The organism is Streptomyces sp. UF-297, from assembly GCF_058245575.1.
Genome location: NZ_JBSIBZ010000049.1, coordinates 1 through 24,986 on the forward strand (window position 1 = coordinate 1; position 24,986 = coordinate 24,986).

The 24,986-nt window shown below is 73.2% G+C and carries 23 protein-coding genes; 11 read left to right on the forward strand and 12 right to left on the reverse strand.

What is annotated here, in order from left to right:
- Positions 1 to 797: homocysteine S-methyltransferase family protein (locus AC4IJH_RS25230; RefSeq protein ID WP_490854133.1), on the reverse strand; the 797-nt coding region annotated here is incomplete at its 3' end.
- A 282-nt stretch (positions 798 to 1,079) separates the two neighbouring features.
- On the opposite strand from AC4IJH_RS25230, the gene AC4IJH_RS25235 reads away from it, so the two are divergent.
- From AC4IJH_RS25235 to mtnB, 9 genes are all read left to right on the forward strand, one after another.
- Positions 1,080 to 1,844: an IclR family transcriptional regulator gene (locus AC4IJH_RS25235; RefSeq protein WP_490854134.1), complete on the forward strand. Its 765-nt coding sequence runs from the start codon at positions 1,080 to 1,082 to the stop codon at positions 1,842 to 1,844.
- A gap of 237 nt (positions 1,845 to 2,081) precedes the next feature.
- On the forward strand, positions 2,082 to 2,870 hold the full coding sequence (locus AC4IJH_RS25240) for an MIP/aquaporin family protein (protein WP_490854135.1): 789 nt from the start codon (positions 2,082 to 2,084) through the stop codon (positions 2,868 to 2,870).
- Between the two features lie 46 nt (positions 2,871 to 2,916).
- Positions 2,917 to 4,443 carry a glycerol kinase GlpK gene (gene glpK, locus AC4IJH_RS25245; RefSeq protein ID WP_490854136.1) on the forward strand — a complete coding sequence of 509 codons (1,527 nt, stop codon included), beginning with the start codon at positions 2,917 to 2,919 and terminating at the stop codon, positions 4,441 to 4,443.
- Between the two features lie 2 nt (positions 4,444 to 4,445).
- Entirely contained in the window at positions 4,446 to 6,059 is a 1,614-nt protein-coding gene (locus tag AC4IJH_RS25250) for a glycerol-3-phosphate dehydrogenase/oxidase (RefSeq protein WP_490854137.1), read from the forward strand.
- Positions 6,060 to 6,188: 129 nt separating this feature from the next.
- Complete coding sequence (locus AC4IJH_RS25255) at positions 6,189 to 7,322, forward strand: LLM class flavin-dependent oxidoreductase (protein ID WP_490854138.1); 1,134 nt, start codon at positions 6,189 to 6,191, stop codon at positions 7,320 to 7,322.
- A 131-nt stretch (positions 7,323 to 7,453) separates the two neighbouring features.
- Positions 7,454 to 8,392: an LLM class flavin-dependent oxidoreductase gene (locus AC4IJH_RS25260; RefSeq protein WP_490854139.1), complete on the forward strand. Its 939-nt coding sequence runs from the start codon at positions 7,454 to 7,456 to the stop codon at positions 8,390 to 8,392.
- Positions 8,389 to 8,964: a 1,2-dihydroxy-3-keto-5-methylthiopentene dioxygenase gene (locus tag AC4IJH_RS25265; protein ID WP_490854140.1), complete on the forward strand. Its 576-nt coding sequence runs from the start codon at positions 8,389 to 8,391 to the stop codon at positions 8,962 to 8,964. The genes AC4IJH_RS25260 and AC4IJH_RS25265 overlap by 4 nt, the downstream gene beginning before the upstream one ends.
- A gap of 26 nt (positions 8,965 to 8,990) precedes the next feature.
- Positions 8,991 to 9,803: an acireductone synthase gene (gene mtnC / locus AC4IJH_RS25270; protein WP_490854141.1), complete on the forward strand. Its 813-nt coding sequence runs from the start codon at positions 8,991 to 8,993 to the stop codon at positions 9,801 to 9,803.
- Complete coding sequence (mtnB, locus tag AC4IJH_RS25275; protein WP_490854142.1) at positions 9,796 to 10,401, forward strand: methylthioribulose 1-phosphate dehydratase; 606 nt, start codon at positions 9,796 to 9,798, stop codon at positions 10,399 to 10,401. Before mtnC ends, mtnB begins: the two co-directional genes overlap by 8 nt.
- A gap of 20 nt (positions 10,402 to 10,421) precedes the next feature.
- Here the strand turns inward: mtnB and mtnA are convergent, their stop codons facing one another.
- A complete protein-coding gene (gene mtnA / locus AC4IJH_RS25280; RefSeq protein ID WP_490854143.1) occupies positions 10,422 to 11,615 on the reverse strand; it encodes an S-methyl-5-thioribose-1-phosphate isomerase in 1,194 nt (397 codons plus the stop codon).
- A 166-nt stretch (positions 11,616 to 11,781) separates the two neighbouring features.
- Here mtnA and AC4IJH_RS25285 point away from each other — a divergent pair, with 166 nt between their 5' ends.
- A complete protein-coding gene (locus AC4IJH_RS25285) occupies positions 11,782 to 12,453 on the forward strand; it encodes a FadR/GntR family transcriptional regulator (protein WP_490854144.1) in 672 nt (223 codons plus the stop codon).
- A gap of 39 nt (positions 12,454 to 12,492) precedes the next feature.
- Here the strand turns inward: AC4IJH_RS25285 and AC4IJH_RS25290 are convergent, their stop codons facing one another.
- The 8 genes from AC4IJH_RS25290 to AC4IJH_RS25325 all read right to left on the reverse strand — a co-directional run bounded on the left by AC4IJH_RS25290 (position 12,493) and on the right by AC4IJH_RS25325 (position 21,076).
- A complete protein-coding gene (locus AC4IJH_RS25290) occupies positions 12,493 to 13,254 on the reverse strand; it encodes an SDR family NAD(P)-dependent oxidoreductase (protein WP_490854145.1) in 762 nt (253 codons plus the stop codon).
- A gap of 224 nt (positions 13,255 to 13,478) precedes the next feature.
- A complete protein-coding gene (locus tag AC4IJH_RS25295; protein ID WP_490854146.1) occupies positions 13,479 to 14,318 on the reverse strand; it encodes an amidohydrolase family protein in 840 nt (279 codons plus the stop codon).
- Positions 14,318 to 15,334, reverse strand: coding sequence for an aldo/keto reductase (locus AC4IJH_RS25300; RefSeq protein WP_490854147.1), 1,017 nt, complete (start codon positions 15,332 to 15,334; stop codon positions 14,318 to 14,320). The genes AC4IJH_RS25295 and AC4IJH_RS25300 overlap by 1 nt, the downstream gene beginning before the upstream one ends.
- A 5-nt stretch (positions 15,335 to 15,339) precedes the next feature.
- Entirely contained in the window at positions 15,340 to 16,371 is a 1,032-nt protein-coding gene (locus tag AC4IJH_RS25305) for an ABC transporter permease (RefSeq protein WP_490854148.1), read from the reverse strand.
- Positions 16,368 to 17,888, reverse strand: coding sequence for a sugar ABC transporter ATP-binding protein (locus AC4IJH_RS25310; protein WP_490854149.1), 1,521 nt, complete (start codon positions 17,886 to 17,888; stop codon positions 16,368 to 16,370). The genes AC4IJH_RS25305 and AC4IJH_RS25310 overlap by 4 nt, the downstream gene beginning before the upstream one ends.
- Positions 17,889 to 17,893: 5 nt before the next feature.
- On the reverse strand, positions 17,894 to 18,919 hold the full coding sequence (locus tag AC4IJH_RS25315) for a sugar ABC transporter substrate-binding protein (RefSeq protein WP_490854150.1): 1,026 nt from the start codon (positions 18,917 to 18,919) through the stop codon (positions 17,894 to 17,896).
- A gap of 43 nt (positions 18,920 to 18,962) precedes the next feature.
- A complete protein-coding gene (locus tag AC4IJH_RS25320) occupies positions 18,963 to 19,739 on the reverse strand; it encodes an SDR family NAD(P)-dependent oxidoreductase (protein WP_490854151.1) in 777 nt (258 codons plus the stop codon).
- Complete coding sequence (locus AC4IJH_RS25325) at positions 19,736 to 21,076, reverse strand: enolase C-terminal domain-like protein (RefSeq protein ID WP_490854152.1); 1,341 nt, start codon at positions 21,074 to 21,076, stop codon at positions 19,736 to 19,738. Before AC4IJH_RS25325 ends, AC4IJH_RS25320 begins: the two co-directional genes overlap by 4 nt.
- Positions 21,077 to 21,371: 295 nt before the next feature.
- Here AC4IJH_RS25325 and AC4IJH_RS25330 point away from each other — a divergent pair, with 295 nt between their 5' ends.
- Positions 21,372 to 22,478 (forward strand): PAC2 family protein, encoded by a 1,107-nt coding sequence (locus AC4IJH_RS25330; protein WP_490854153.1) that lies wholly within the window; start codon positions 21,372 to 21,374, stop codon positions 22,476 to 22,478.
- A 54-nt stretch (positions 22,479 to 22,532) separates the two neighbouring features.
- Here AC4IJH_RS25330 and AC4IJH_RS25335 read toward each other — a convergent pair whose 3' ends face one another.
- Together AC4IJH_RS25335 and mshC are read right to left on the reverse strand one after the other, a co-directional pair.
- Positions 22,533 to 23,549, reverse strand: a complete 1,017-nt coding sequence (locus tag AC4IJH_RS25335; RefSeq protein ID WP_490854154.1) for an SMP-30/gluconolactonase/LRE family protein — start codon at positions 23,547 to 23,549, stop codon at positions 22,533 to 22,535.
- A 154-nt stretch (positions 23,550 to 23,703) separates the two neighbouring features.
- Complete coding sequence (mshC, locus tag AC4IJH_RS25340; RefSeq protein ID WP_490854155.1) at positions 23,704 to 24,933, reverse strand: cysteine--1-D-myo-inosityl 2-amino-2-deoxy-alpha-D-glucopyranoside ligase; 1,230 nt, start codon at positions 24,931 to 24,933, stop codon at positions 23,704 to 23,706.
- Between the last annotated feature and the right edge of the window lie 53 nt (positions 24,934 to 24,986).

Sequence of the window (24,986 nt, forward strand, 5' to 3'; positions counted from 1 at the left end):
AGGCCCGCGTTGGGCATGCAGGCCAGCGGGACACGGGAGTTGCGGGCCAGATAGCGCAGGTGCTCGCTCATCTCAGCAGGCCCGGTGGCGCAGTTGAGGCCGATCATGTCGATGCCGAGCGGTTCGAGGGCGGTCAGCGCCGCGCCGATCTCCGAGCCCAGCAGCATCGTCCCGGTGGTCTCCACCGTCACCGAGCAGATGACGGGGAGGCCGGCGCCGGTGGCGTCCAGGGCGCGGCGGGCGCCGAGGATGGCGGCCTTGGTCTGCAGGAGGTCCTGGGTGGTCTCCACCAGCAGCGCGTCGGCGCCGCCGGCGATCATGCCCTCGGCGTTCTGCTGGTAGGCGTCGCGCAGCTTGGTGTACGGGGCATGGCCCAGCGTCGGCAGCTTCGTGCCCGGTCCCATCGAGCCGAGCACCCAGCGCTGCTGGCCGGTGGCGGCGGTGAACTCGTCGGCCACCTCGCGGGCGATGCGGGCGCCGGACTCGGAGAGTTCGAAAACCCGCTCGGGGATGTCGTATTCACCCAGCGCCGCGAAATTTGCCCCGAAAGTGTTGGTCTCCACGCAGTCGACGCCCACCTCGAAGTAGGCCGCGTGGACGGAGCGGACGATGTCGGGGCGGGTGACGTTGAGGATCTCGTTGCAGCCCTCCAGCTGCTGGAAGTCCTCCAGCGAGGGGTCCTGCGCCTGGAGCATCGTTCCCATGGCTCCATCGGCGACCACCACCCGCGAGGCCAGGGCCTCGCGCAGTGCGTCGGCTCGGGATGTGCTGGTGGACGATGGCGTGAACGAGGCCATGGAGGTGCTCCCCTGGTTGCGACGGCTGTCGGCTTTGCACCTTCCGGTAGAAGGCGCACCGGGCCAGGGTAGCTGGCGGCACCCCGCATGGTCAGGTCGCGTCCCAGGGCGTGGACGGCCGTGGAGCGGGGGACGGCAGCGGCACAAGGGGGTAATCGGCTCCGGAGGAAGCCGGTCCGGAGCGCGGTCAAGATCATTGACAGACCTCGATGCGCTCCCCCAGGGTCGGCATCGACCTATATCGTTCAGCATTGTCGAACCGCTCACCTCGGAGGTTGCCCGATGGCACGGACCATCCAGTCCCTTGAGCGTGCCGCCGCGATGCTGCGGCTGCTGGCCGGCGGTGAGCGGCGACTCGGGCTCTCCGACATCGCCTCGGCGCTGGGGCTGGCCAAGGGCACCGCGCACGGCATCCTGCGCACGCTCCAGCAGGAGGGCTTCGTCGAGCAGGACTCCGCCTCCGGGCGCTATCAGCTCGGCGCCGAGCTGCTGCGGCTGGGCAACAGCTATCTGGACGTGCACGAGCTGCGCGCCAGGGCGCTGGTGTGGACCGACGACCTGGCCCGCTCCAGCGGCGAGAGCGTGTATCTGGGCGTGCTGCACCAGCAGGGCGTGCTGATCGTGCACCACGTCTTCCGGCCCGACGACAGCCGCCAGGTGCTGGAGGTCGGGGCGATGCAGCCGCTGCACAGCACGGCCCTGGGCAAGGTGCTCTCCGCGTACGACCCGGTCGCGCACAGCGAGGTGGCCGAGGCCGAGCGGGAGGCGTTCACGCCGCGCACGGTCACCGGCATGGAGGACTTCGAGGGCGTGCTGGACCTGACGCGGGCGCGCGGCTGGGCCGCGGACGTGGAGGAGACCTGGGAGGGCGTGGCCTCGGTGGCCGCTCCCATCCACGACCGGCGGCGGATGCCGGTGGGCTCGGTGGGCATCACCGGCGCGGTGGAGCGGGTCTGCCGGGAGGGCGAGCTGCGGCCGGAAATCGTCGCTGCGGTGCGCGACTGCGCACGCGCCGTGTCCAGGGATCTGGGTGCCGGACGGTTCTGAACCGGTTCCTGACCGCTTTGCCCCGTACGTTCACCTAAGTTTTCAGTCACAGAACCCTTGACGAGGTGCTGAGCGTAAACAAAACTGCCGAGCGTCGGTCGGCATTGTCGAACACCTAACGACAATTCGCGTATGGTGGACACTGCCGCGGGCCGACCAACGCCCTCTCGGAGGGCGCGGACCACCGGAGGGACCCGGGGTCCGCCTTCCCCTGGACCAAGGACAAAGGAGTCGCGGGTGTCCAGCTCCGACATCTTCATCAGCGAGACCATCGGTACCGCTGTTCTGATCCTGCTGGGCGGTGGCGTGTGCGCCGCCGTCACGCTCAAGCGATCTAAGGCGTTCAACGCGGGATGGGTCGCCATCACCTTCGGGTGGGGCTTCGCCGTTCTGACGGGTGCGTACATCGCCGCCAAGTCCGGCGCACACCTGAACCCGGCGGTCACCATCGGTCTCGCGATAAAGGGCGGCACCGAGTGGGGCGACGTTCCGGTGTACCTCGGCGCACAGCTGCTCGGCGCGATGATCGGCGCCGTGCTGGTGTGGCTCTCGTACTACGGGCACTTCCAGGCCCACCTGACCGACCCCGAGATCGTCGGCCAGAAGAGCGGCCAGGAGGGCATGGTCGACAAGGCCTCCGCCCCCAAGGCAGGGCCCGTGCTGGGCATCTTCTCCACCGGTCCGGAGATCCGGAACGTCGTGCAGAACCTCGTCACGGAGATCATCGCCACCACCGTGCTCGTGCTGGCGATCCTGTGCCTGGGACTGAGTGACAACGGCAAGGGCGTCGGCGTCATAGGCACGCTGCTGGTGGCGCTGGTCGTGGTCGGCATCGGTCTGTCGCTCGGCGGCCCGACCGGATACGCGATCAACCCCGTTCGCGACCTCGGTCCGCGTATCGTGCACGCGCTGCTTCCGCTGCCGAACAAGGGCGGTTCCGACTGGGGCTACGCGTGGATCCCGGTCGTCGGCCCGCTGATCGGTGGCGCCATCGCCGGCGGTCTCTACAACGTCGCGTTCGCCTGAGCCGCCCCGCCCGCACACATCAGACTTCTTGGAGCACAGACACACCATGAGCGACATCCACAGCACCGGCCCGTTCATCGCGGCCATCGACCAGGGCACGACTTCCAGCCGCTGCATCGTCTTCGACAAGGACGGCCGGATCGTATCGGTCGACCAGAAGGAGCACGAGCAGATCTTCCCGAAGCCGGGCTGGGTCGAGCACGACGCCTCCGAGATCTGGGAGAACGTCCAGCAGGTCGTGGCCGGTGCGGTCGTCAAGGCGGGCATCACCGCCAAGGACGTCAAGGCCATCGGCATCACCAACCAGCGCGAGACCACGCTGCTGTGGGACAAGAACACCGGTGAGCCCGTCCACAACGCCATCGTCTGGCAGGACACCCGCACCGACTCGCTGTGCAAGGAGCTGGGCCGCAACGTCGGCCAGGACCGCTTCCGCCGCGAGACCGGCCTGCCGCTCGCGTCGTACTTCTCCGGTCCCAAGGTCCGCTGGCTGCTGGACAACGTCGAGGGCCTGCGCGAGCGCGCCGAGGCCGGCGACATCCTCTTCGGCACCATGGACTCCTGGGTCATCTGGAACCTCACCGGCGGCGTCAACGGCGGCGTGCACGTCACCGACGTCACCAACGCCTCGCGCACCATGCTGATGAACCTCCACAAGCTGGAGTGGGACGCGCGCATCCTGGACTCGATGGGCATCCCGGCCGCCGTGCTGCCCGAGATCAAGTCCTCCGCCGAGGTGTACGGCACCACCGCCGACGGCGCCCTGGCCGGTGTGCCGGTGGCCTCCGCGCTCGGTGACCAGCAGGCCGCCCTGTTCGGCCAGACCTGCTTCGAGGCGGGCGAGGCCAAGTCCACGTACGGCACCGGCACCTTCATGCTGATGAACACCGGCGAGGAGCCCGTCAACTCCTACAACGGGCTGCTGACCACGGTCGGCTACCGCATCGGCGACCAGAAGACGGTGTACGCCCTGGAGGGCTCCATCGCGGTCACCGGCTCGCTGGTGCAGTGGATGCGCGACCAGATGGGGCTCATCAAGAGCGCGGCCGAGATCGAGACGCTGGCCTCCTCCGTGGAGGACAACGGCGGCGCGTACTTCGTGCCGGCCTTCTCCGGCCTGTTCGCCCCCTACTGGCGCTCGGACGCGCGCGGCGTGATCGCGGGCCTGACCCGGTACGTCACCAAGGCGCACATCGCCCGTGCCGTGCTCGAGGCCACCGCCTGGCAGACCCGCGAGATCACCGACGCCATGACCAAGGACTCCGGCGTCGAGCTGACCGCGCTCAAGGTCGACGGCGGAATGACCTCCAACAACCTGCTGATGCAGACCATCTCGGACTTCCTGGACGCCCCTGTGGTGCGCCCGATGGTGGCCGAGACGACCTGCCTCGGCGCTGCCTACGCGGCCGGCCTGGCCGTGGGCTTCTGGTCCAGCACCGACGAGCTGCGCGCCAACTGGCGCCGGGCCGCCGAGTGGACCCCCCGGATGGACACGGACACGCGTGACCGCGAGTACAAGAACTGGCTCAAGGCCGTCGAGCGGACCATGGGCTGGATCGAGGACGAGGAGTAATCATGAGCACCCTGCAGAGCGTCCCTGCCCTTGGGACGCATCCGGCTGACGGTTCGACCCCGAGCCGCGCCGAGACTCGGGAGCAGCTTTCCAAGGCGACGTACGACCTCCTGGTGATCGGCGGCGGCATCCTGGGCATCTCCACTGCCTGGCACGCCGCGCAGTCGGGGCTGCGGGTGGCCCTGGTGGACGCCGGCGACTTCGCCGGCGCCACCTCCTCCGCCTCCTCCAAGCTGCTGCACGGCGGCCTGCGCTACCTGCAGACCGGCGCGGTCAAGCTGGTGGCGGAGAACCACTTCGAGCGGCGGGCCGTCTCCCGTGACGTGGCCCCGCACCTTGCGAGCCCGCTCACCTTCTACCTGCCCGTCTACAAGGGCGGCCCGCACGGCGCGGCCAAGATGGGCGCGGGCGTCTTCGCCTACTCGGCGCTGTCCGGCTTCGGCGACGGCGTCGGCCGGGTCATCAGCCCGGCCAAGGCCATCCAGGACGTGCCCGAGCTGCGCACCGACAACCTCAAGGCGGTCGCGGTCTACGGCGACGGCCAGATGAACGACGCGCGCATGGCCCTGATGACCGTGCGGGCGGCCGTCGAGGCGGGCGCCACCGTCCTGAACCACGCCGAGGTCACCGGGCTGCGCTTCACGCAGGGCCGGGTCACCGGTGCGGAGCTCAAGGACCGTATGGAGGGCGAGGAGTTCGGCGTCAGCGCCCGCCTGGTCCTGAACGCCACCGGCCCGTGGGTGGACCACCTGCGCAAGATGGAGGACCCCAACGCGGCCCCCTCCATCCGCCTGTCCAAGGGCGCGCACCTGGTCCTCAAGCGCACCTCCCCCTGGAAGGCCGCGCTGGCCACGGCCATCGACAAGTACCGCCTGACCTTCGCGCTGCCGTGGGAGGACCAGCTGCTGCTGGGCACCACCGACGAGGAGTACGAGGGCGACCCGGGCGACGTCGCGGTCAACGAGAAGGACATCGCGCAGATCCTGGACGAGGCCTCGTACTCGATCCGCGACCAGCAGCTGTCCCGTGACCTGATCACCTACTCCTTCGCGGGCCTGCGGGTGCTGCCGGGCGGCCCCGGCGACACCTCCAAGGCCAAGCGCGAGACGGTGGTCACCGAGGGCACCGGCGGCATGCTGTCGGTGGCGGGCGGCAAGTGGACGACCTTCCGCCACATCGGCCGTACGGTCATGAACAAGCTGGCGGCCCTGCCCGGCCACCCGCTGGCCGACGACATGGAGCCGATGGCGCGGCTGCCCAAGAAGCTGCCGCTGCCGGGTATCGCCAACCCGAACGCGGTCGCGCACCGCCTCCTGGTCGACGGCGGCACCCCGGGTCCGCGGATGGCCCCGGAGACCGCCCGTCACCTGGCCACCCACTACGGCTCGCTGTCCTTCGACATCGCGCGGCTGGCCAACGAGGACGCGGCGCTGGCCGAGCGCATCCACCCGGACGCGCCGGAGATCTGGGCGCAGGTCGTCTACGCCCGCGACCACGAGTGGGCGCAGACCGAGGACGACGTGCTGCGTCGCCGCACCACCCTGACGATCCGCGGTCTGGACACCGAGGACGTACGGGCCAAGGTCAAGGACGTCCTGGCGCAGCGCAAGGGCTGATGGCCACGGCGTGAGTCAAAGGGGCGGCATCCGTTGCGGGTGCCGCCCCTCTCGCATGCCCACGCGGGGCCGTACGGGGTGCCATGCCGCGGACACACTTCGGCAACACGCGGCGGGGACAGTGGGGAAATGCCCTCCTCCGCGCCCGCCGTGCCCCTGTCCGTCCTCGATCTCGTGCCCATCAGCTCCGGCGGCAGCGCGGCCGGCGCGCTGCGCAACACCGTCGAACTCGCCCGCAGCGCCGAGGAGTTCGGCTATCACCGCTACTGGCTGGCCGAGCACCATCTGGCGCCGGGCGTCGCCGGGACCTCCCCCGAGCTGCTGATCCAGCTGGTCGCGCAGGCCACCGAGCACATCCGGGTGGGCTCCGGCGCCGTCCAGCTGGGCCATCGCACCGCGCTGTCGGTGGTCGAGCAGTTCGGGATTCTGGACGCGCTGCACCCGGGCCGGATCGACCTGGGGCTGGGGCGCTCGGGCGGGCGGGGCGAGCCGGGTGCGCGGCGGGAGGAGCCGGAGACGGCCGGCACCTTCACGGACAGCGGGCTGTACGTACCGCCGAGGTTCACCGGGTGGGACCGGCTGCTGGACTCCCCCGCGCACCGGCTGGCCAAGGCGCTGCTCCAGCAGCCCGGGGCGCACACCCCCGACTACGCCGGGCAGGTCCGCGACATCCTCGACCTGATCGCGGGCGGCTACCGCACGCCGGAGGGGACCCGGGCGCACCCGGTGCCGGGCGAGGGCGCCGGTGTGGCGGTGTGGGTCCTGGGCAGCAGTGGCGGGATCAGCGCCGAGGCGGCGGGCGCCAACGGGCTGCCGTTCGCCGCGAATTACCACGTCAGCCCCGGGACCGTGCTGGAGGCGGTGGCGGCCTACCGCGCCGCGTTCCGGCCCGGCGCGCTGGCCGAGCCGTATGTGGTGGTCTCCGCCGATGTGGTGGTGGGTCCCGACGACGACAGCGCCCGTGAGCTGGCCTCGCCCTACGGGCTGTGGGTGCGCTCGATCCGTACGGGCCGGGGCGCGCGGCCCTTTCCCACGCCGCAGGAGGCGGCCGCACACCAGTGGAGCGCGCAGGACCGGGCGCTGGTGGCCGACCGGGTGGAGACCCAGTTCGTGGGCGCGCCGGAGACCGTCACCGAGCGGCTGCGCGCGCTCCAGGAGGCCACCGGCGCCGACGAGTTGCTGATCACCACCATCACGCACGGGCACGCGGACCGGGTGCGCTCCTACGAGCTGCTGGCCCACGCGTGGTGCAAGCAGGCCTGAGAAACACGGACCGCACCCGCTCACCGATCGGTAAGAGGACATGACCGCACCACGTCGGCTGCGTCATCGAGCTGGACGGCGCGGGCGCCCACCCCACCGCGGCACACCGCTCGCTGCCCGCCCAGGAGTACGTGCGCCTGGTGCGCCGGGCCGAACAGGCGCTGCTGGACTTCGTGACCGTGGCGGACGGGCCGGGGCGGCTGGATCCCGCACTGCTGCTGGGGGCGGCCGCCACCGCCACCTCGCGCATCGGTCTGGTGCCGCTGGAGCCGCTGGCTGGCGAGCCGTCGGTGTACGCCGCCCGCGTCGCCACACTGGACCGGCTCAGCGACGGGCGGGCCGGGGTACGGCCCAGGGTGGCGGCGGACTCCGCCGAGCACGACCGCCTCCTGGAGCGGGCCCACACGCCGGAGGGAAAGCGGCACATCGCCGGGCTCTTCGCGGCGGCGGGCCGCTTCCTGGCCCGGGTCGGCGAGGCATGGGACGGCGCGGCCGAGGGGGCCCGCGCTCCTCAAGGGCGGCCTCCCGTCCTGGTGTTGGCCCATGAGTCGGTCCCCTACCGGCTCGCCGCCCGGCACGCCGACGCCGTCTTCGTCACTCCGGCCGACCCCCAGGCGCTGCGCCTGATCCGTACCGAGATCGGCGAGCTGCTCGCCGAGGCGGGCCGACCCGCCGACGCGCTGAAGGGAAGGCGGCGCCGACGGCTTCCGGCTGCGGCCCGCCGTACTGCCCCGGGATCTGTACGCGCTGGTGGACGCGACCGTGCCCGAGCTGGCGCGGCGCGGCCTGCTGCGCCCCGCCTACGAAACCCGCACGCTGCGCGGCCATTTGGGGCTCGCGGGCGGGCGGTGAACCCCGGAAGGGCGCCGCGTGGTGCGCAGGGCGGCGTCCGGTCCGCTGCGGGAGTGCGGCATCCGCTCCGCTGCGGGAGTCGGGAGTGCGGCATCCGCTCGGCCGTGGGAGTGCGGCGCCGGTGGCGTTGTCAGTGGGGCGCACTAGCATCGTTGTCGGATGGATGGCCGGGCCGATCCGGCACCGGTGGTGGAGCCGGGGAGGGGAGACTGCCGTGACCGTACTGACCAGTTGGGCACAGAGCGGACCGACGGCCGTGCTGCGCCGTACCGCCGACCCCGTGGAGATCGCGGCCGCGCTCGCGCCGCTGGGGGTGCGCTACGAGCAGTGGCCGGTGCGTACGCAGGTGCCCTTCGACGCGGACGGCGACACCGTGCTGGCCGCCTATCGCACGGACGTCGACAAGCTGGTGTCCGAGGAGGGCTTCGCGACGGTCGACGTGGTCGCGCTGCACCCCGAGGAGGGCGCGGAGTGGGAGCGCAAGGCCGCGGCGGCGCGCGAGAAGTTCCGCAGCGAGCACACCCACGACGACGATGACGAGGTGCGCTTCTTCGTCGCGGGCGCGGGGGTGTTCTATCTGCACATCGGAGCCGAGGTGCACGCCGTGCTGTGCGAGCGGGGCGATCTGCTGGGGGGGCCGCGCGCCACCGCCCACTGGTTCGACATGGGCGCCCGCCCCTCCTTCACCGCCATCCGCTTCTTCCACGAGGAGGACGGCTGGATAGGCACCTTCACCGGCAGCGACATCGCCGGCCGCTTCCCGGACTTCGACGCGCTGCGGGCCGCGTGAGCGCGCCGGGCGCGGGTGCGCCGCCTGTGGAGGTGGACGCGGTGGTGCTCGACATCGAGGGCACCGTCGGCGCCACCGGCTTCGTCGTGGACGTCCTGTACCCGTACTCCCGCGCACGCCTCGGCGCGCTGCTGGCCGAGCGGGCCCACGAACCGCGGGTGCGGCGCGCGATCGAGCAGGTGCGGGAGCTGACCGGGGAGCCGGAGGCGGACCTCGGCCGCGTCGAGAAGGCGCTGCACACCTGGCTGGCGGAGGACCGCAAGGCGACCCCGCTCAAAACGCTGCAGGGCATCGTGTGGGCCGAGGGCTTCGCGCGCGGCGAGCTGGTGTCGCACTTCTACCCGGACGTGCCGCCCGTGCTCGGCCGCTGGCGGGCCGCCGGGCTGCGGCTGTACGTCTACTCCTCGGGCTCGGTGGCCGCGCAGCGGGCGTGGTTCCGGCACAGCCCCGAGGGCGATCTGCTGCCCCTGCTCAGCGGCCTGTACGACACGGAGAACGCCGGGCCCAAGCAGGCGCCCGAGTCCTACCGCGCCATCGCGGCGGACATCGCAGCCGCGCCCGAGCGGATCGTTTTCCTCTCCGACCGGCGCTCGGAGCTGGACGCGGCGCGGGCGGCGGGCTGGCGGACGGTGGGGGTGCGCCGTCCCGGGGAGCCGTACTACGCGCAGGGGGTGGGCGATCATCCGCAGGCCGGGAGCTTCGACGCGATCCGCCTGGCGGGCGCCGAGGAGCCTTCGGCGGGCGCGGAGGACCAGGGAGCTTCGGCGGCGGGCCCGGGTGACCCGTCGGCGGACGCGGGGATGCCCGCAGCTGTCCGGCGGGAGGCGGGTGATGAGTGAGGTCGGCGGCGTGGAGCTGCGCGAGGCGGGGGCCGTGCTGGCCGCCGAGGCCGCCCGGTTCGCCTCCTTCGGCTGGATGCGCGGCACCTCCGGCAACCTCTCCCTGGTGCTCTCCCGCGACCCGCTGCGGCTGGCGGTGACCGCCAGCGGCCGGGACAAGGGCGAACTGACCGACCGCGACGTGGTGTTGGTGGACGGCGCGGGTCAGGCGGTGGCGGGCGGCAGGCCGTCCGCTGAGGCCGGGCTGCACGCCCGCGTGGCCCGGCTGACCGGCGCGGGCGCCGTGGTGCATGTGCACACGGTCGCGGCCGTGGCGATGGGGCTGCGCCGCCCCGGCGGGATCGTGCTGAGGGACCTGGAGATGCTCAAGGGCGTCGGGCACCCCGCCGAGGGCACGGAGATCACCCTGCCGGTCATCGGCAACAGCCAGGACATGGGGGTGCTCGGCGATCGCCTGGAGCAGGCCCGTGACCCGCGGATGCCGGCCGTGGTCGTCGCGGGACACGGGCTGTACGCATGGGGAGCGGACCCGCTCCAGGCCCGCCACCACACCGAAATAGTGCAGTGGCTGCTGGAGTTGGAGCTGGCCCGGGGCTGATCAGGGCAGCCGGGGGCCGGTCAGGCCAGGCGGTCCGCGGGCAGTTCGCCCGCGGACACCCGCAGCACGCCGCGCTCGGTGACCAGCGCGCTCACCAGGCTCCCCGGAGTGACGTCGAAGGCGGGGTTGTGGCCGCGGGAGACGGCGGGGGCGGTGCGCAGGCCTTGCCACTCCAGCACTTCCTGCCCGTCGCGCAGTTCGATGACGATGTCCCGGCCACTGGCGGTCCCCAGGTCCACGGTCGTGGTGGGCGCCGCGACCATGAACGGGATCCCGGCGTGCGCACAGGCCAGTGCGACGCCCAGGGTGCCGACCTTGTTGGCGGTGTCGCCGTTGGCCGCGATCCGGTCGGCGCCGACGATCGCCGCGTCCACCGCGCCGCCCAGGATCGTGCCCGGGGCCGCGCCGTCCGCCTGCACGTAGTGCTCGATGCCCTCCTGCGCCAGCTCCCAGGCGGTCAGCCGCGCCCCCTGGAGCAGGGGGCGGGTCTCGTCCGCGTACACCAGCTCCAGCCGCCCGCGGGCGTGCAGTTCGCGCACGACGCCGAGGGCGGTGCCCCAGCCCGCGGTGGCCAGGGCGCCGGCGTTGCAGTGGGTGAGGACGCGCAGCGGGCGGTCCGCGTCGCCCGCGCCGGTGGCCTTGACCGCGTCCAGGAGCCAGTCGGCGCCGTACGCGCCCATGGCGTGGTTGGCGGCGATGTCCTCGCGCTGGACGGCGTCGGCCTCGGCGAGCACCGCGGCCAGGCCCGCCTCGGCCTTGGGCAGCACCCGGTCCACGCACACGGCGAGGTTGACGGCGGTGGGCCGGGCGGTGCGGATCCGGGCCACCGCGTCGAGCAGCCGGGGCCGCTCCCAGCCCTCCCTCTCGGCCTGGATCATCGCGACGGCGACGCCGTAGGCGCCCGCCGCGCCGATGGCGGGGGCGCCGCGCACGACCAGCCGCCGGATGGCGTCGACCAGCGCGTCCACGTCCTGGATGCGCAGGGTGCGGGTGTGGTGCGGCAGGGCGGTCTGGTCGAGCAGTTCGAGGGCGCCCTCGCTCCAGGCGACGGCGCGCACCTCCGCTCCGGGCCGACGGGACGAGCCGGACCCGCCGGACCCGCCGGATGCGCTCAACGCGCCGGAAGTGCTGGACGTACCGGATGTGCTGGACGGGCCGCGGTCCGGGCTCATATCGGCGTGCTCCTTCTCATCGGGCGGAATTCCAGCCTCCATCTTCGACATCTTCGCCGGGCGACATCATCCGCATTCCGGTTCCGTTTCGGACAGTTGGTGTGCCGCGCGGGCCGCGCGCGGTGCGGGATGGGTTCGGCGCGGGCGTCCGGTCATAATGAGGCGCAGACATCCGATGTCTGTCTAGGGGCGAACGGGGAGGGCGGGCATGGCGGTCACCGACGAGGCCATCGAGAAGATCAAGGGGATGATCGTCTCCGGCGCGCTGCGGCCGGGTGACCGGCTGCCCAAGGAGAGCGAGCTGGCCGCCGAGCTGGGCCTGTCGCGCAACTCGCTGCGCGAGGCCGTACGGGCGCTCTCGCTCATCCGCATCCTGGATGTGCGCCAGGGCGACGGCACCTACGTCACCAGCCTGGACCCGCAACTGCTCCTGGAGGCCATGAGCTTCGTGGTGGACTTCCACCGCGACGACACGGTGCTGGAGTTCCTGGCCGTACGCCGCATCCTGGAGCCGGCCGCCACCGCGATGGCGGCCGGCCGGATCGGCACCGGTGAACTCGACGCTCTCCAGGCCCAGTTGGACGATCTGGGGCCGCAGCCCTCGGTCGAGGACCTGGTCGCCTGCGACCTGGAGTTCCACCGCACGATCGTGGCCGCCTCGGGCAATTCCGTCCTGTGCTCGCTGCTGGACGGGCTCTCGGGCCCCACCACACGGGCCCGGATCTGGCGGGGCCTGACCCAGAAGGACGCCGTCTCGCGCACCCTGACCGAGCACCGCGCGATCCTGGCCGCACTGCGCGACGGGGACGCGGAGGCCGCGCGGTCGTGGGCGACGGTGCACATCGCGAGCGTGGAGCAGTGGCTGCGCACCACGCTGTGACAACACCACCGCCCCGGCCCGGGCGGCGCCGCGCGCCCGTCAGGCGGCGAACCCGCCGTCCACGGCGATCGCCGCGCCGGTGATGTAGCGGCCGCCCTCCCCCACCAGGTGGGCCACGGTCGCCGCCACATCCTCGGGCCTGCCGTACGTCCCCAGCGCCGTCAGGCCCGCCTGCATCGCGGCACCCTCGCCGTCGGCCGGGTTCATCTCGGTGTCCGTCGGTCCGGGGTGCACCAGGTTGACCGTGATGCCGCGCGGGCCCAGCTCCTTGGCCAGGGCCTTGGTCAGACCCGAGAGCGCGGCCTTGCTCATGGCGTAGAGGCTGCCGCCGGGGAAGGCGACCCGCTCGGCCATGCAGCTGCCGATGCCGACGATGCGCCCGCCGTCGGACAGGTGCACGGCGGCGGCCTGCGCGGCCAGGTACGGCGCCCGGACGTTGACGTCCAGGACCCGGTCGATGTCCTCGATGCCGATGCCCTCGATCGGGCCGATCACGCCCACCCCCGCGTTGTTCACCAGGATGTCGAGCCTGCCGAACTCCGCGGCGGCCCCGGCCACGGCCTGGCGCACCGCCTCCGGGTCCGCGCTGTCGGCCCGCACGCCCCAGGCCCTGCGCCCCAACTCCTTGATACGGTCGGCCACTTCGGCGGCCCGGTCGGCGCGGCTGTGATAGGTGAAGGCCACATCCGCGCCCTCGGAGGCGAGCCGCAGGGCGATGGCCTCGCCGATGCCGCGGCTGCCGCCGGTCACCAGCGCCACCTTCCCGTCGAGCCGTCCGCTTCCGTCGAACTGGGCGGTCATGTCCGTCACCGTTCCTCTCGAGTTGCCTGCCGCCGCGTGTGTGGCGGCATGTCTCGATCGTCGTACGCGGCGCGCGGGCGGGCTGGCGGAAACCGGACGCCGCCATTCGCCCCGGAGGGGCGCCTGAACACCGTCCGGGCACCCTTGGTCCGGCGGCCGGTCTACTGCGGCCGGTCGGTGGCCGGTCGCGCAGTTCCCCGCGCCCCTTTAAGGGGCGCGTCCTATTAAGGGGCGCACCCCAGCCCGTATACCCGGGCCGCGTTCCCCCCGAAGACCATCGCCCTCTCCCCTGCGGACAGGTGTGCCGTGGCGCGCTCCGTGAGCGTCACGACCTCTGCGAAGTCGGCGGCCAGGGTGCACACCGGCCAGTCCGAGCCGAACAGGACGCGGTCCGGGCCGAAGGCGTCCAGGGCGTGGCGGGCGTACGGGAGGAGCCGGTCGGGGTGCCAGGTGTGGTGGCCGGCCTCGGTGACCAGACCGGAGAGCTTGCAGGTGACCTGGGGCAACGCCGCGAGGGCGGCCAGGCCGTCCGCCCAGGGCTGCCAACCGCCGTGCGCGATGGGCGGTTTGGCGGCGTGGTCCAGGACGAAGGAAAGCTCGGGGACGGCGCGGACGGCGTCCAGGGCGGCGGGGAGTTCGCGCGGGGTGATCAGCAGGTCGTAGGTGAGGCCGGCGGCGGCGAGGGTACGCAGGCCGCGCAGCACCTCGGGGCGGGTCAGCCAGCGCGGGTCGGGCTCGTCCTGCACCTGGTGGCGGATGCCCCGCAGCGGCCCGCCGCCCATCCTCGCCAGCACGCCGGGCAGCGCCGGGTCGGTCAGGTCGGCCCAGCCGACCACGGCGCCGAGGGCCGGGGAAACGGCGGCCAGGGCGAGGAGCTCGGCGGTCTCGGCATACGAGGAGGAGGACTGGACCAGGACCGTGGCGTCGATGCGGTGGGCCGCCAGGTGCGGAGCGAGGTCGTCCAGGGTGTAGGTGCGCCGGATCGGGTCCGCCCAGGGGCCGTCCATCCACGGCTGGTCGCGCCGGGCGAGGTCCCACAGGTGGTGGTGGGCGTCGATGCGCATCAGGGGCGGTCTCCCGGGGCGGTGACGGGCAGGGGCAGGTCGGCGTCGAGCAGCCCGCGCTCGACCAGGGCGTGCCAGAGGCCGTCGGGGATGTCGCGGGTGAACAGCTCGGCGTTCTGCGCGGCCTCCCCCGCGGTGGCGGCGCCGACCACGGCCGCGGCGACACAGGGGTGGGCGAAGGGGAACCGCAGGGCGGCGGCGCGCAGCGGCACCCCGAACTCCGCGCAGACCGAGGCCAGTCGGCGCGCCCGCGCCAGCATCTCGGGCGGTGCGGGCGCGTAGTCGTAACGAGCCCCCGGCGACGGGTCGGCCAGCAGACCGGAGTTGTACACGCCGCCGACCACGACCGAGGTGCCGCGCCGCTCGCACACCGGCAGCAGATCGTCGTACGCGGTGCGCTCCAGCAGCGTCCACCGCCCGGCGCACAGCACCACGTCCACCTCCAGTTCGGCGACGAAGCGGGCGAGCGCGCCGCTGTGGTTCATGCCGAAGCCGATGGCCCGTACGACGCCCTGGTCGCGCAGGTCGGCCAGGGCGGGGAAGGCGGTGGCGTACACCTCCCGCTCGCGCCCTTCGACGTCGTGCAGGTAGAGGATGTCCACGGCGTCCACGCCGAGCCGGGCCAGGGAGGATTCGAGGGTGGCGCGGATGCCGTCACGGGTGAGGTCCCACACGCGGGCGCACGGCGGGGTGTCGACGAAGCCCTGCCCGTCGGCTCGTTCGCCGGGCGCCAGCGGCCGCAGCCGTCGCCCCACCTTGGTGGAGAGGGTGTACGTGGCGCGGTCGCGGCCCGACAGCGCGCGCCCGAGGCGCTCCTCGGACAGGCCCAGGCCGTAGTGCGGGGCGGTGTCCAGGTAGGTGGCGCCGCCCTCCAGGGCCGTACGGACCACCTCCTGGGCGCTCTCCTCGGGCACGGCCCGGTAGAGGTTGCCCAGCGGCGCGCAGCCCAGCCCCAGCGGCGGCACCATGACCCCGCTGCGCCCCAACTCCCTTTTCCCGTACGGAATTCGACCCATGGCGCTCAGTCCTGTTTCTCGCCGCTGGTGAACCGCGAGATGGCCAGCGCGAGGATGATGATGGCGCCGTTGAGGAACTGGGTCCACAGCGGCGGCACCCCGCCGAGCGTCATCACGTTGATGACGAGCTGGAGGGTCAGTACGCCGGTGAGCGCGCCGAAGAGCGTGCCGCGCCCGCCCTTGAGGCTGATGCCGCCGATGACGGCGGCGGCGAAGACCTGGAAGATCCAGCCGTTGCCCTGGCTCGCGGAGACCGCGCCGTAGTGGCCCGTGTAGAGGATTCCGGCGAACGCGGCGAGCAGGCCGCCCACGCACAGCACGACCCAGGTGATCCGCTCCACCCGGATTCCGGCGGCGCGCGCCGCCTCCGGGTTGCCGCCGATCGCGTACAGCGCCCTGCCGTGGCGCAGATACCCCAGCGCGGCGCCGCCGGCCGCGAACAGGGCCAGGCAGATCCAGACCGCGGCGGGGACGCCCAGCCACTGGGCCTTGCCGAGGTAGGCGAAGGAGGCGGGGACGCCGCCGATGGACTGGCCCTGGGAGAGGCCGACCTGCAGGCCGCGCAGCGCCGTGAGCATGCCCAGGGTGGCGATGAAGCCGTTGACGCGCAGTGTGAGGACGAGGAAGCCGTTGACCGCGCCGACCGCCGCGCCCACGGCCAGGCACACCGGGACGGCGGTCCAGGCGGGGAGCGCGCCCAGGCCCTCGAAGCGGGCGCCGTGCGCGGGCATGACCAGCCACAGGGCGATCACCGGCGCCAGGCCGATGGTGGACTCCAGGGACAGGTCCATCCGTCCGCTGATGAGGATGAGCGCCTCGCCGAGCACCAGCAGGCCCAGTTCGGTGGACTGCTGGACGACGCCGATGAGGTTGTCCTGGGTGAGGAAGGCGGGCGAGACGATGAAGCCGACGACGCCCAGGGCGAGGATCACCGGCAGGAGGGAGAGGTCGCGCCAGCGCGCCAGGGAGGGCCGGGTGCGGCCGCCCGTCGCGGCGGGTGCGGCCTCGGCGGTCAGCGGTCCCGCGGTCCCGGTCATCGCCCCGTCCCTTCGGCGCCGTCTGCCACGCCCTCCATCGCGGCGACCAGTTCCGCGTCGCTCCAGTGCCTGCCGAACTCGGCGGTCACCTCCCCGTGGAAGACGGCCAGGACGCGGTCGCAGACCCTGAGGTCGTCCAGCTCGTCGGAGACGATCAGGGCGCCGCTGCCGCCCGCCGCGACCCGCGCCACCACGCCCAGCAGCGCCTCCTTGGACTTCACATCGACGCCGTTGGTGGGCCGCACGGCAACCAGTACGGCGGGGTCGCGGGCCAGCGCCCGGGCGATGACGACCTTCTGCTGGTTGCCGCCGGACAGCCCGCCGACGACCTGGCCGGGGCCCGTGGTCCGGATGTCGAGGTCCTCGATCATCCGCCGGGCGAACTGCCGGGTGCGCGAGGGCAGTACGGTCCCGAACGGCCCGAGCTGGTCGGCCACCGTCAAGGTGGCGTTCTCGGCGACGCTGCGGCCCAGGACGAGGCCCTGGCGGTGCCGGTCCTGCGGGACGTACCCGATGCCCGCCGCCACGGCGTGCGGCGCGCTGCCGGTGCGCACGGCCCGGCCGCGCACCTCGATCCGCCCCAACACCGGCGAGCGCAGCCCGGCCAGGGTCTCGCCGACGGCGGTGTTGCCGCTGGCCGTCGCGCCGGCCAGGCCCACCACCTCACCGGCCCGCACGGTCAGGTCCAGCGGTTCGAACTCGCCCGGCACACACAGCCCCCGGGTACGCAGCACCGGCTCCCCCACGGCGCGGTCGGCACCGGCCGCCGCGCGGCTCGGCGGCCCCTGCTCCCCCGTCATCGCCGCCACCAGCTCACCGCGGGGCAGCCCGGCGACGGGCGCGGTCAGCACCCGCCGGGCGTCGCGCAGCACGGTGACGGTGTCGCACAGCTCGTAGACCTCCTGCAGGTGGTGGGAGATGAACAGGAAGGCGACGCCCCTGCCGCGCAGCGCGTGGAGCTTGGCGAAGAGGCGGCCGATGCCCGGCGCGTCCAGGCGGGCGGTGGGCTCGTCCAGGACGATCAGGCGGGCACCGAAGGACAGCGCCCGCGCGATCTCGACGAACTGCCGCTCCTCCACGCCCAGTTCGCCGATGCGGGCGGCGGGGTCGGCGCGGACGCCGTACTCGGCCAGCAGCGCGCCCGCCCGCTCGCGCAGGGCGCGCCAGCGGATGGCGGGCCGGTCCTGGAAGCGCCCGAGGAAGAGGTTCTCGGCGACGGTCAGCTGCGGCACGGTCATCGACTTCTGGTAGACGCAGGCCACGGTGCGCCGCCAGGCCGCGGCATCGCCCCAGCCGGGCGCGGGCCTGCCGTCGAAGGCGATACGGCCGGCGTCCGGGCGCTCCATGCCGGTCAGGACGGACACCAGGGTGGACTTGCCCGCGCCGTTGCGGCCGACCAGGGCGTGCGCCTCGCCGGGCCGTACGGTCAGTGTGACGCCGTCCAGGGCGAGGGTGGGCCCGTAGCGCTTGGTGACGCCGACGGCGTGCGCGGCGGGCGGGGGGTCGCGGTGGTCCATGGCGGCTACTTCTTCTCCAGCTGGTTGGCCCACAGCCTCGGGTCGTCCACGTTCTCCTTGGTGACCAGGGGCGCGGGCAGCTGGTCCTCCAGCCCGCCCGGGATCTTGACGATGACCGAGCCGTGGTCGGTGGGGCCCGGCCGGAAGGTCTTCTTCTCGACCGCCGCCTTGGCGTAGAACAGCGCGTACTTGGCGTACAGGTCGGCGGGCTGGGACAGCGTCGCGTCGATCGTCCCGGCCCGGATCGCGGCGAGTTCGTCGGGGATGCCGTCGTTGGAGATGACGGTGATGTGGCCGGGCGATCCGGCGGGCCGCAGGCGCTTCTTCTGCTCCAGCAGGGCCAGGACGGGCTGGAGGAAGGCGCCGCCCGCCTGCAGGTAGAGGCCGTCGAGGTCCGGGTGCTGGGCGAGCAGGCTCTGCAGCTTGGCGGAGGCCACCTCGCCCTTCCAGTCGGTGGCCAGCTCGTGCACGGTGATGCCGGGGTACGTGCGCTTCATGCAGGCCGCGAACGCCTGCGAGCGGTCCCGGCCGTTGACGGAGCTGAGGTCTCCCTGGAGTTCGGCGACCCGCCCCCGGCCGCCGAGCCTGCGGCCGAGGAAGTCGCAGGACTTGGTCCCATAGGCGCGGTTGTCGGCCCGTACGACCATGTAGACGCGGCCTTCGTCGGGGCGGGTGTCCACGCTCACCACGGGGATCTTCTTCTCCTCCAGGCGCTGGAGCTCGGCGGTGATGGCGCCGGTGTCCTGGGGTGCGATGACGATGGCTTTCGCGCCCTGGCCGGTCAGCGCCTGGACGTTGGCGACGACCTTGGCGATGTCGTTCTGGGAGTTGGACATCGGCAGCGCCCTGGCCTCGCCGCGCTCCAGGGCCCGCTCCAGGTACTGCTGGTAGGAGTTCCAGAAGTCGGTGTCGGTACGCGGCATGTCGATGCCGATCCTGCCCTGGGCCTGGCTGCCGCGGTTGCAGCCGGCCAGCGCTGCGGCGGCGAGCAGGACCGCGCAGGCCGCGGCGGCACTCGTACGCAGGGGCATGGCGGGCGTCTCCCTTCCGGGTCGAAGCCGGAGTCTCGGTCCCTCAGGTGGCACGGCGCGGGCGCAGGCCCTGCATGCCGCCGTCGACGGCGAGCGCGGTTCCGGTGGTGCCGGCGGCGGCCGGGGAGGCCAAGTGGCAGATGGCCGCGGCCACTTCCTCGGGCCGGATCAGGCGGCCGATGGGCTGTCGGGCGCTGAGGGCGGCCCGTTCGGCGGCCGGGTCGGGCGCCTGCTCCAGGAGGCGGCCGACCCAGGGGGTGTCCACGGTGGCGGGGTTGACGCAGTTGACGCGGATGCCCTCGCCCACGTGGTCGGCGGCCATCGCCAGAGTGAGCGCGAGTACGGCGCCCTTGCTGGCGCTGTACAGGGCGCGCCGGGGCAGGCCCGCGGTGGCGGCGATGGAGCAGGTGTAGGTGATGGAGACGGCGCCGGGGCGCTCGGCGGCGGCGCGGCGCAGGTGCGGCAGCGCGGCGCGGGCGCAGCGGGCGGGGCCGAGCACATTGACCTCCAGCACCCGCCGCCACTCCGCGTCGTCGTTGTCCTCGACGGTGCCGATCGCGCCGATGCCCGCGTTGCCGACCAGGGTGTGCAGGGCGCCCAGCTCCCGTACGGCCACGGCGACGGCCTCGCGCACCGCCTGCTCGCTGGTGACGTCGGCCTTGACGGGGAGGGTGCCGGCGGGGGCGCCCGCCGGGTCGCGGTCCAGGACGGCGACGCGTGCGCCGCGGGCGTGCAGCAGGGCGGCGGTGGCCGCGCCGATGCCGGAGGCGCCGCCGGTGACCAGCGCGGCCATGCCCTCGAAGTCGCGTGCGGGGTTCATCCGTTGACCTCCTGGTGACGCGGGCCGGCGGCCCGCCATACCGGTCCGTCGGGGAAGCGGTGGGCGGCGATGGAGTCGGGTTTCATCCGGGCGGAGAAGCCCGGCGCGGCCGGGGCGCGGTAGCGGCCGCGGGTGACGACGGCCGGGTCGGTGAAGTGCTCGTGGAGGTGGTCGACGTACTCGATCACCCTGTCCCGCCGGGTCCCGGACACCGCGACGTAGTCGAACATCGCCAGGTGCTGGACCAGTTCGCACAGCCCCACCCCGCCCGCGTGCGGGCACACCGGCACCCCGAACTTGGCGGCGAGCAGCAGGATCGCGAGGTTCTCGTTGACGCCCGCGACCCGGCAGGCGTCGATCTGTACGTAGTCCACCGCGCCGACCTGGAGCAGCTGCTTGAACACCACGCGGTTGGCGGCGTGTTCGCCGGTGGCGACCGGGACGGGCTGGCCGCTGCGGACGGCCGCGTGACCCAGGATGTCGTCCGGGCTGGTGGGTTCCTCGATCCAGTGGGGGGCGTACGGGGCCAGGTCGCGCAGCCGGCGCAGCGCTTCGGGCACGTCCCAGTGCTGGTTGGCGTCCACGGCGATGCGTACGCCGGGCCCCACCGCGTCCCGGGCCAGCCGCAGCCGCCGCAGGTCGTCCGCGGCGTCCGCGCCCACCTTGAGCTTGATCAGGTCGAAGCCGTCGGCCACCGCCTGCCGCGCGAGGGCGACGAGTTTGTGGTCGCAGTAGCCGAGCCAGCCGGGGGAGGTGGTGTAGGCGGGGTAGCCCTCGGCGCGCAGGCGCTCGGCGCGCTCGGCGCGTCCGGGGCGGGCGGCGCGCAGGATGTCCAGCGCCTCCTGGGGGGTGAGCGCGTCGGTCAGATAGCGGAAGTCGACCAGCGAGACGAGCTCTTCGGGGCTCATCGCGGCCAGGAACTCCCATACGGGCAGGCCCGCGCCGCGTGCGGCCAGGTCCCAGGCGGCGTTGACGACGGCGCCCGCGGCCATGTGCGGCACGCCCTTGTCGGGGCCCAGCCAGCGCAGCTGGGAGTCGTGGGTGAGGTCGTGGTGCACGGCGGCGAGGTCGGCGGCGGTGGCGGGGGCCGCCCTGCCGACGACGTACGGGGCCAGGGCGCGGATCGCCGCGGCCATCACCTCGTTGCCGCGGCCGATGGTGAAGCAGAAGCCGTGTCCCTGGCGGCCCGAGGCGGTGTGCAGCACGACGTAGGCGGCGGAGTAGTCGGGGTCGGGGTTCATGGCGTCCGAGCCGTCCAGCTGCCGCGAGGTGGGGAAGCGGACGTCGTGCACCTCCAGTTCGGTGATCGGCCCGGCGGCGGTCCCGGACACGGCCATGCGCACCCCCATGGGCTCGGCGACGACTGCCCGCCCGCACACAGCGGCAGAACATCGGACCTTTCCCGGTCATCCGATGTATAGCGCTGCCCGATCGGCAACGTCCAGGGTTCGTACGGAAGTTGATCGGGATCCTCCGGCGGACCGGCCGAAACAGATCGGATGAATGGGCAGTCCCTCGTGCAAGGGGGCTGCGGTGGGGAGGCCCGGACGCCGTAGTCTTGGGGGCGCACGCAATGGGAACTGCAACCGGCGGCCGCACGCCGCGGCCGGCCCGGTCGGAAGGAGGCGCTGGGTGATCGAGCTCGAGGGGGTTCCCGAGCTGATCGACCCGGTCATGGTGGCCGCGTTCGAGGGCTGGAACGACGCCGGCGACGCCGCTTCCGCCGCGGTCGCGCACCTGGACCGGGAGTGGAAGGGCGAGGTCTTCGCCGCGCTGGACGCGGAGGACTACTACGACTTCCAGGTCAACCGCCCGACCGTCTTCCTCGACGGCGGCGTACGCAAGATCACATGGCCGACGACGCGGCTCTCGGTGGTCCGTATCGCCGACGCCAACGGCCAGGGCAAGCCGCGCGACCTGGTCCTGGTCCGCGGCATCGAGCCCAGCATGCGCTGGCGCTCGTTCTGCAACGAGATCCTGGGATTCGCCCACGAGCTGGGCGTGGAGATGGTGGTGGTGCTGGGCGCGCTGCTCGGCGACACCCCGCACACCCGGCCGGTCCCCGTCAGCGGTGTCACCTCCGACCCCGATCTGGCGCGCACCATGGACCTGGAGGAGACCCGCTACGAAGGCCCCACCGGCATCGTCGGCATCCTCCAGGAGGCGTGCACCCACGCGGGCGTGCCCGCGGTCAGCCTGTGGGCGGCCGTGCCGCACTACGTCTCCCAGCCGCCCAACCCCAAGGCGACGCTCGCCCTCCTCAACCGCCTGGAGGACCTGCTGGACCTGCGCATCCCGCTCGGTGAGCTGAGCGAGGACGCCCGCGCCTGGCAGCTGGGCGTGGACCAGCTCGCGGCCGAGGACAGCGAGGTCGCCGAGTACGTCCAGTCGCTGGAGGAGGCGCGGGACACCGCCGAGCTGCCCGAGGCCTCCGGCGAGGCCATCGCCCGCGAGTTCGAGCGCTATCTGCGGCGCCGCGACCCGCAGGGGCCTGGCGTGGCGACCGAGGGCGGGGTGGCCGACGGCCGCGACGGCTCGTATCTGCGCGACACGAGCAGCGGCCGCACCCGGCCGCCCAAGCCCGCCCCCAGGGACCCGGCCGAGCCGCGCGAGGCCCAGCCGCGCAAGGAGCCCGAGGAGACCAGGGACCCCAAGGACGCCTCGGCGGCCGGGGAGCAGGACGCGGCCGAGGGCCCGGCGCAGAAGCCGGCGCAGGACCCGGACGAGTCCGAGGAGTGAGGCCGCGGGGCGGGCCCGCCCAAACGGCCCGCCTCGCGCCCCCTGCCGCTGCCGCTACCGCCGCGGGCGGAATTCCTCCACCGCCACCACCGTGTACGGCGTCGTGGGCGTCGGCTCCGTGGAGAAGCGCGCGTTGGGCAGATAGAGCCGGCCCCCGGCCGGGGCCACCGTCGTGGGGATGTCGAAGCGCGGGTCGGTGATGCGGCCCACGGTCCTGGTGCGGGTGAGGCCCTTGTTCACCTTCAGCACGTCCACGGTGTTCTGCCGCTGCTGCACCACGTAGACGTAACCGCCCCGGCTCAGCAGCCCGTCCCCGTTGACCAGCGGCGGGCCCTGGTGGATCAGTCTGCGGCTGTGCCCGGTGCGCCGGTCGACCCAATACAGCGCGCCCACCGCGGCGTTGACCACGAGCAGGTTGCCGTCGGGCGCGTGGGTGATGCCGTTGGCGGTGAAGTCCGCGCCCTGCACCCACTCCCCCGTCAGCGGCAGGGTGACCACCGCGCCGGGCGGCGGCAGTTCCCCGTGGCTCCCGTAGGGCCAGAGGTAGAGCTGGGGCTTGAAGGAGTCGGTGAAGAAGTTGCCGTACCCCGTGCCGACCACGTCGTTGACGAAGGTGCCGGGGCCGCCGACGGTGCACACCCCCAGCAGCCCGCCGCTGGTGGAGACCACCCGCAGCTCACGGCTGCTGCCGCCCGCGATGAACAGCCGGTTCTGCCAGTCGATCTTGAGCCCGACGGCCGGCGCGCCGGTCCCGGCGAAGACCTCGTCGCCCTGGCCGGTGTCCGGCGCGATCCGGTGGATCGCGCCGTTGGCCAGCGACCCGAAGTAGAGGTGCTCGAAGCGGCCGACCGCGATGCCCTCGGGCCGGAAGCCGTCGGGGAGCCGCAGCGTGGTGGGCCAGGGTTCCCCCGCGCCCGTACGGCCCTGGGCGCGGGCCGCCGTTCCCGTCGGCCCCAGCGCCAGCCCAGCTCCCAGGGCGGCCCCGGCGGCCAGCACTCCCCTGCGGGACACCCTGTGCGGCGTGGCTTCCGGGTCCCGGTGCGCTCTTCGCTGCGGCACGAAGCGTTGCATGGCGTACGTCCTTCCGGCGAGAGGTGCTCGGCACCTCACCTCAGCACAGCCCCACCGCCCCCGCAGCCCCCAACGGCCGCTCTCCACAAACGAATCGGGGCGCTCCCCCGGTGTGGAGGGAGCGCCCCGTGCGGAGCTTCGTACGCTCAGGCCGTCACAGCGCCACGCCCATCAGGGCGTCCACCGCGCGCGAGACCAGGCCGGGCGCGCCCTCGTCCGTACCGCCCTCGGCCTGCTGCCGCTCGGCCCAGCGGTCCACCGCGGCGAGCGCGGCGGGCGAGTCGAGGTCGTCGGCGAGCGCCTCGCGTACCTCGGCCAGCAGCGCGTCGGCGGACGGGCCGTCGGGGCGGGAGACGGCGGCGCGCCAGCGGGCGAGGCGCTCCTCGGCCTCCTGGAGCACCGCGTCGGTCCACTCCCAGTCCGCGCGGTAGTGGTGGGCCAGCAGCGCGAGGCGGATCGCCGCGGGGTCCGTGCCGTCCCGGCGCACCGTGGAGACGAAGACCAGGTTGCCCTTGGACTTGGACATCTTCTCGCCGTTGAGGGCGACCATCCCGGCGTGCACATACGCCTTGGCGTACGGGTGCTCGCCGGTCAGCGCCTGGGCGTGCGAGGCGCCCATCTCGTGGTGCGGGAAGGCCAGGTCGGAGCCGCCGCCCTGGACGTCGAAGCCCATGCCCAGGTGCTCCAGGGCGATGGCCACGCACTCGATGTGCCAGCCGGGGCGGCCGCGGCCGAGCGAGGCGCCGTCCCAGCTGGGCTCGCCCTCGCGCGCCGCCGTCCACAGCATCGGGTCCAGGGGGTTCTTCTTGCCGGGGCGCTCCGGGTCGCCGCCGCGCTCGGCGGACAGCAGCCGCATCGCCTCGGCGTCCAGGTGGGAGACCTCGCCGAAGTGCGGGTCGGACTCGACGGAGAAGTAGACGTCGCCGTCCAGCTCGTACGCGGCGCCGGCGTCCCGCAGCCGCTCGACCAGGGGAACGATCGCCGGTATGGCCTCCACGGCGCCGATGTACTGGCGCGGCGGGAGCATCCGCAGGGCGGTCATGTCCTCGCGGAAGAGCGCCGTCTCGCGCTCGGCCAGCTCGGTCCAGTCCACGCCCGTCTCGGCGGCCCGCACCAGGAGCGGGTCGTCCACGTCGGTGACGTTCTGCACGTAGTGCACCTGGCGCTTCGTGTCGAGCCACACGCGCTGGACGAGGTCGAACGCGTTGTAGGTCGCCGCGTGCCCCATGTGGGTGGCGTCGTACGGCGTGATGCCGCAGACGTAGATACGGGCGACGGGACCGGGGGCGAGGGTCACCCGTCCGCCGGTCGCGGTGTCGTGGATCCTCAGGTCGCGGCCCTGGCCGGGCAGGGCGGGGACCTCAGAAGCGGGCCATGCATGCATGCCATGAGCGTAACCGGATGCATGTTCCGTATACGAACCGGACCAGGGGTCTT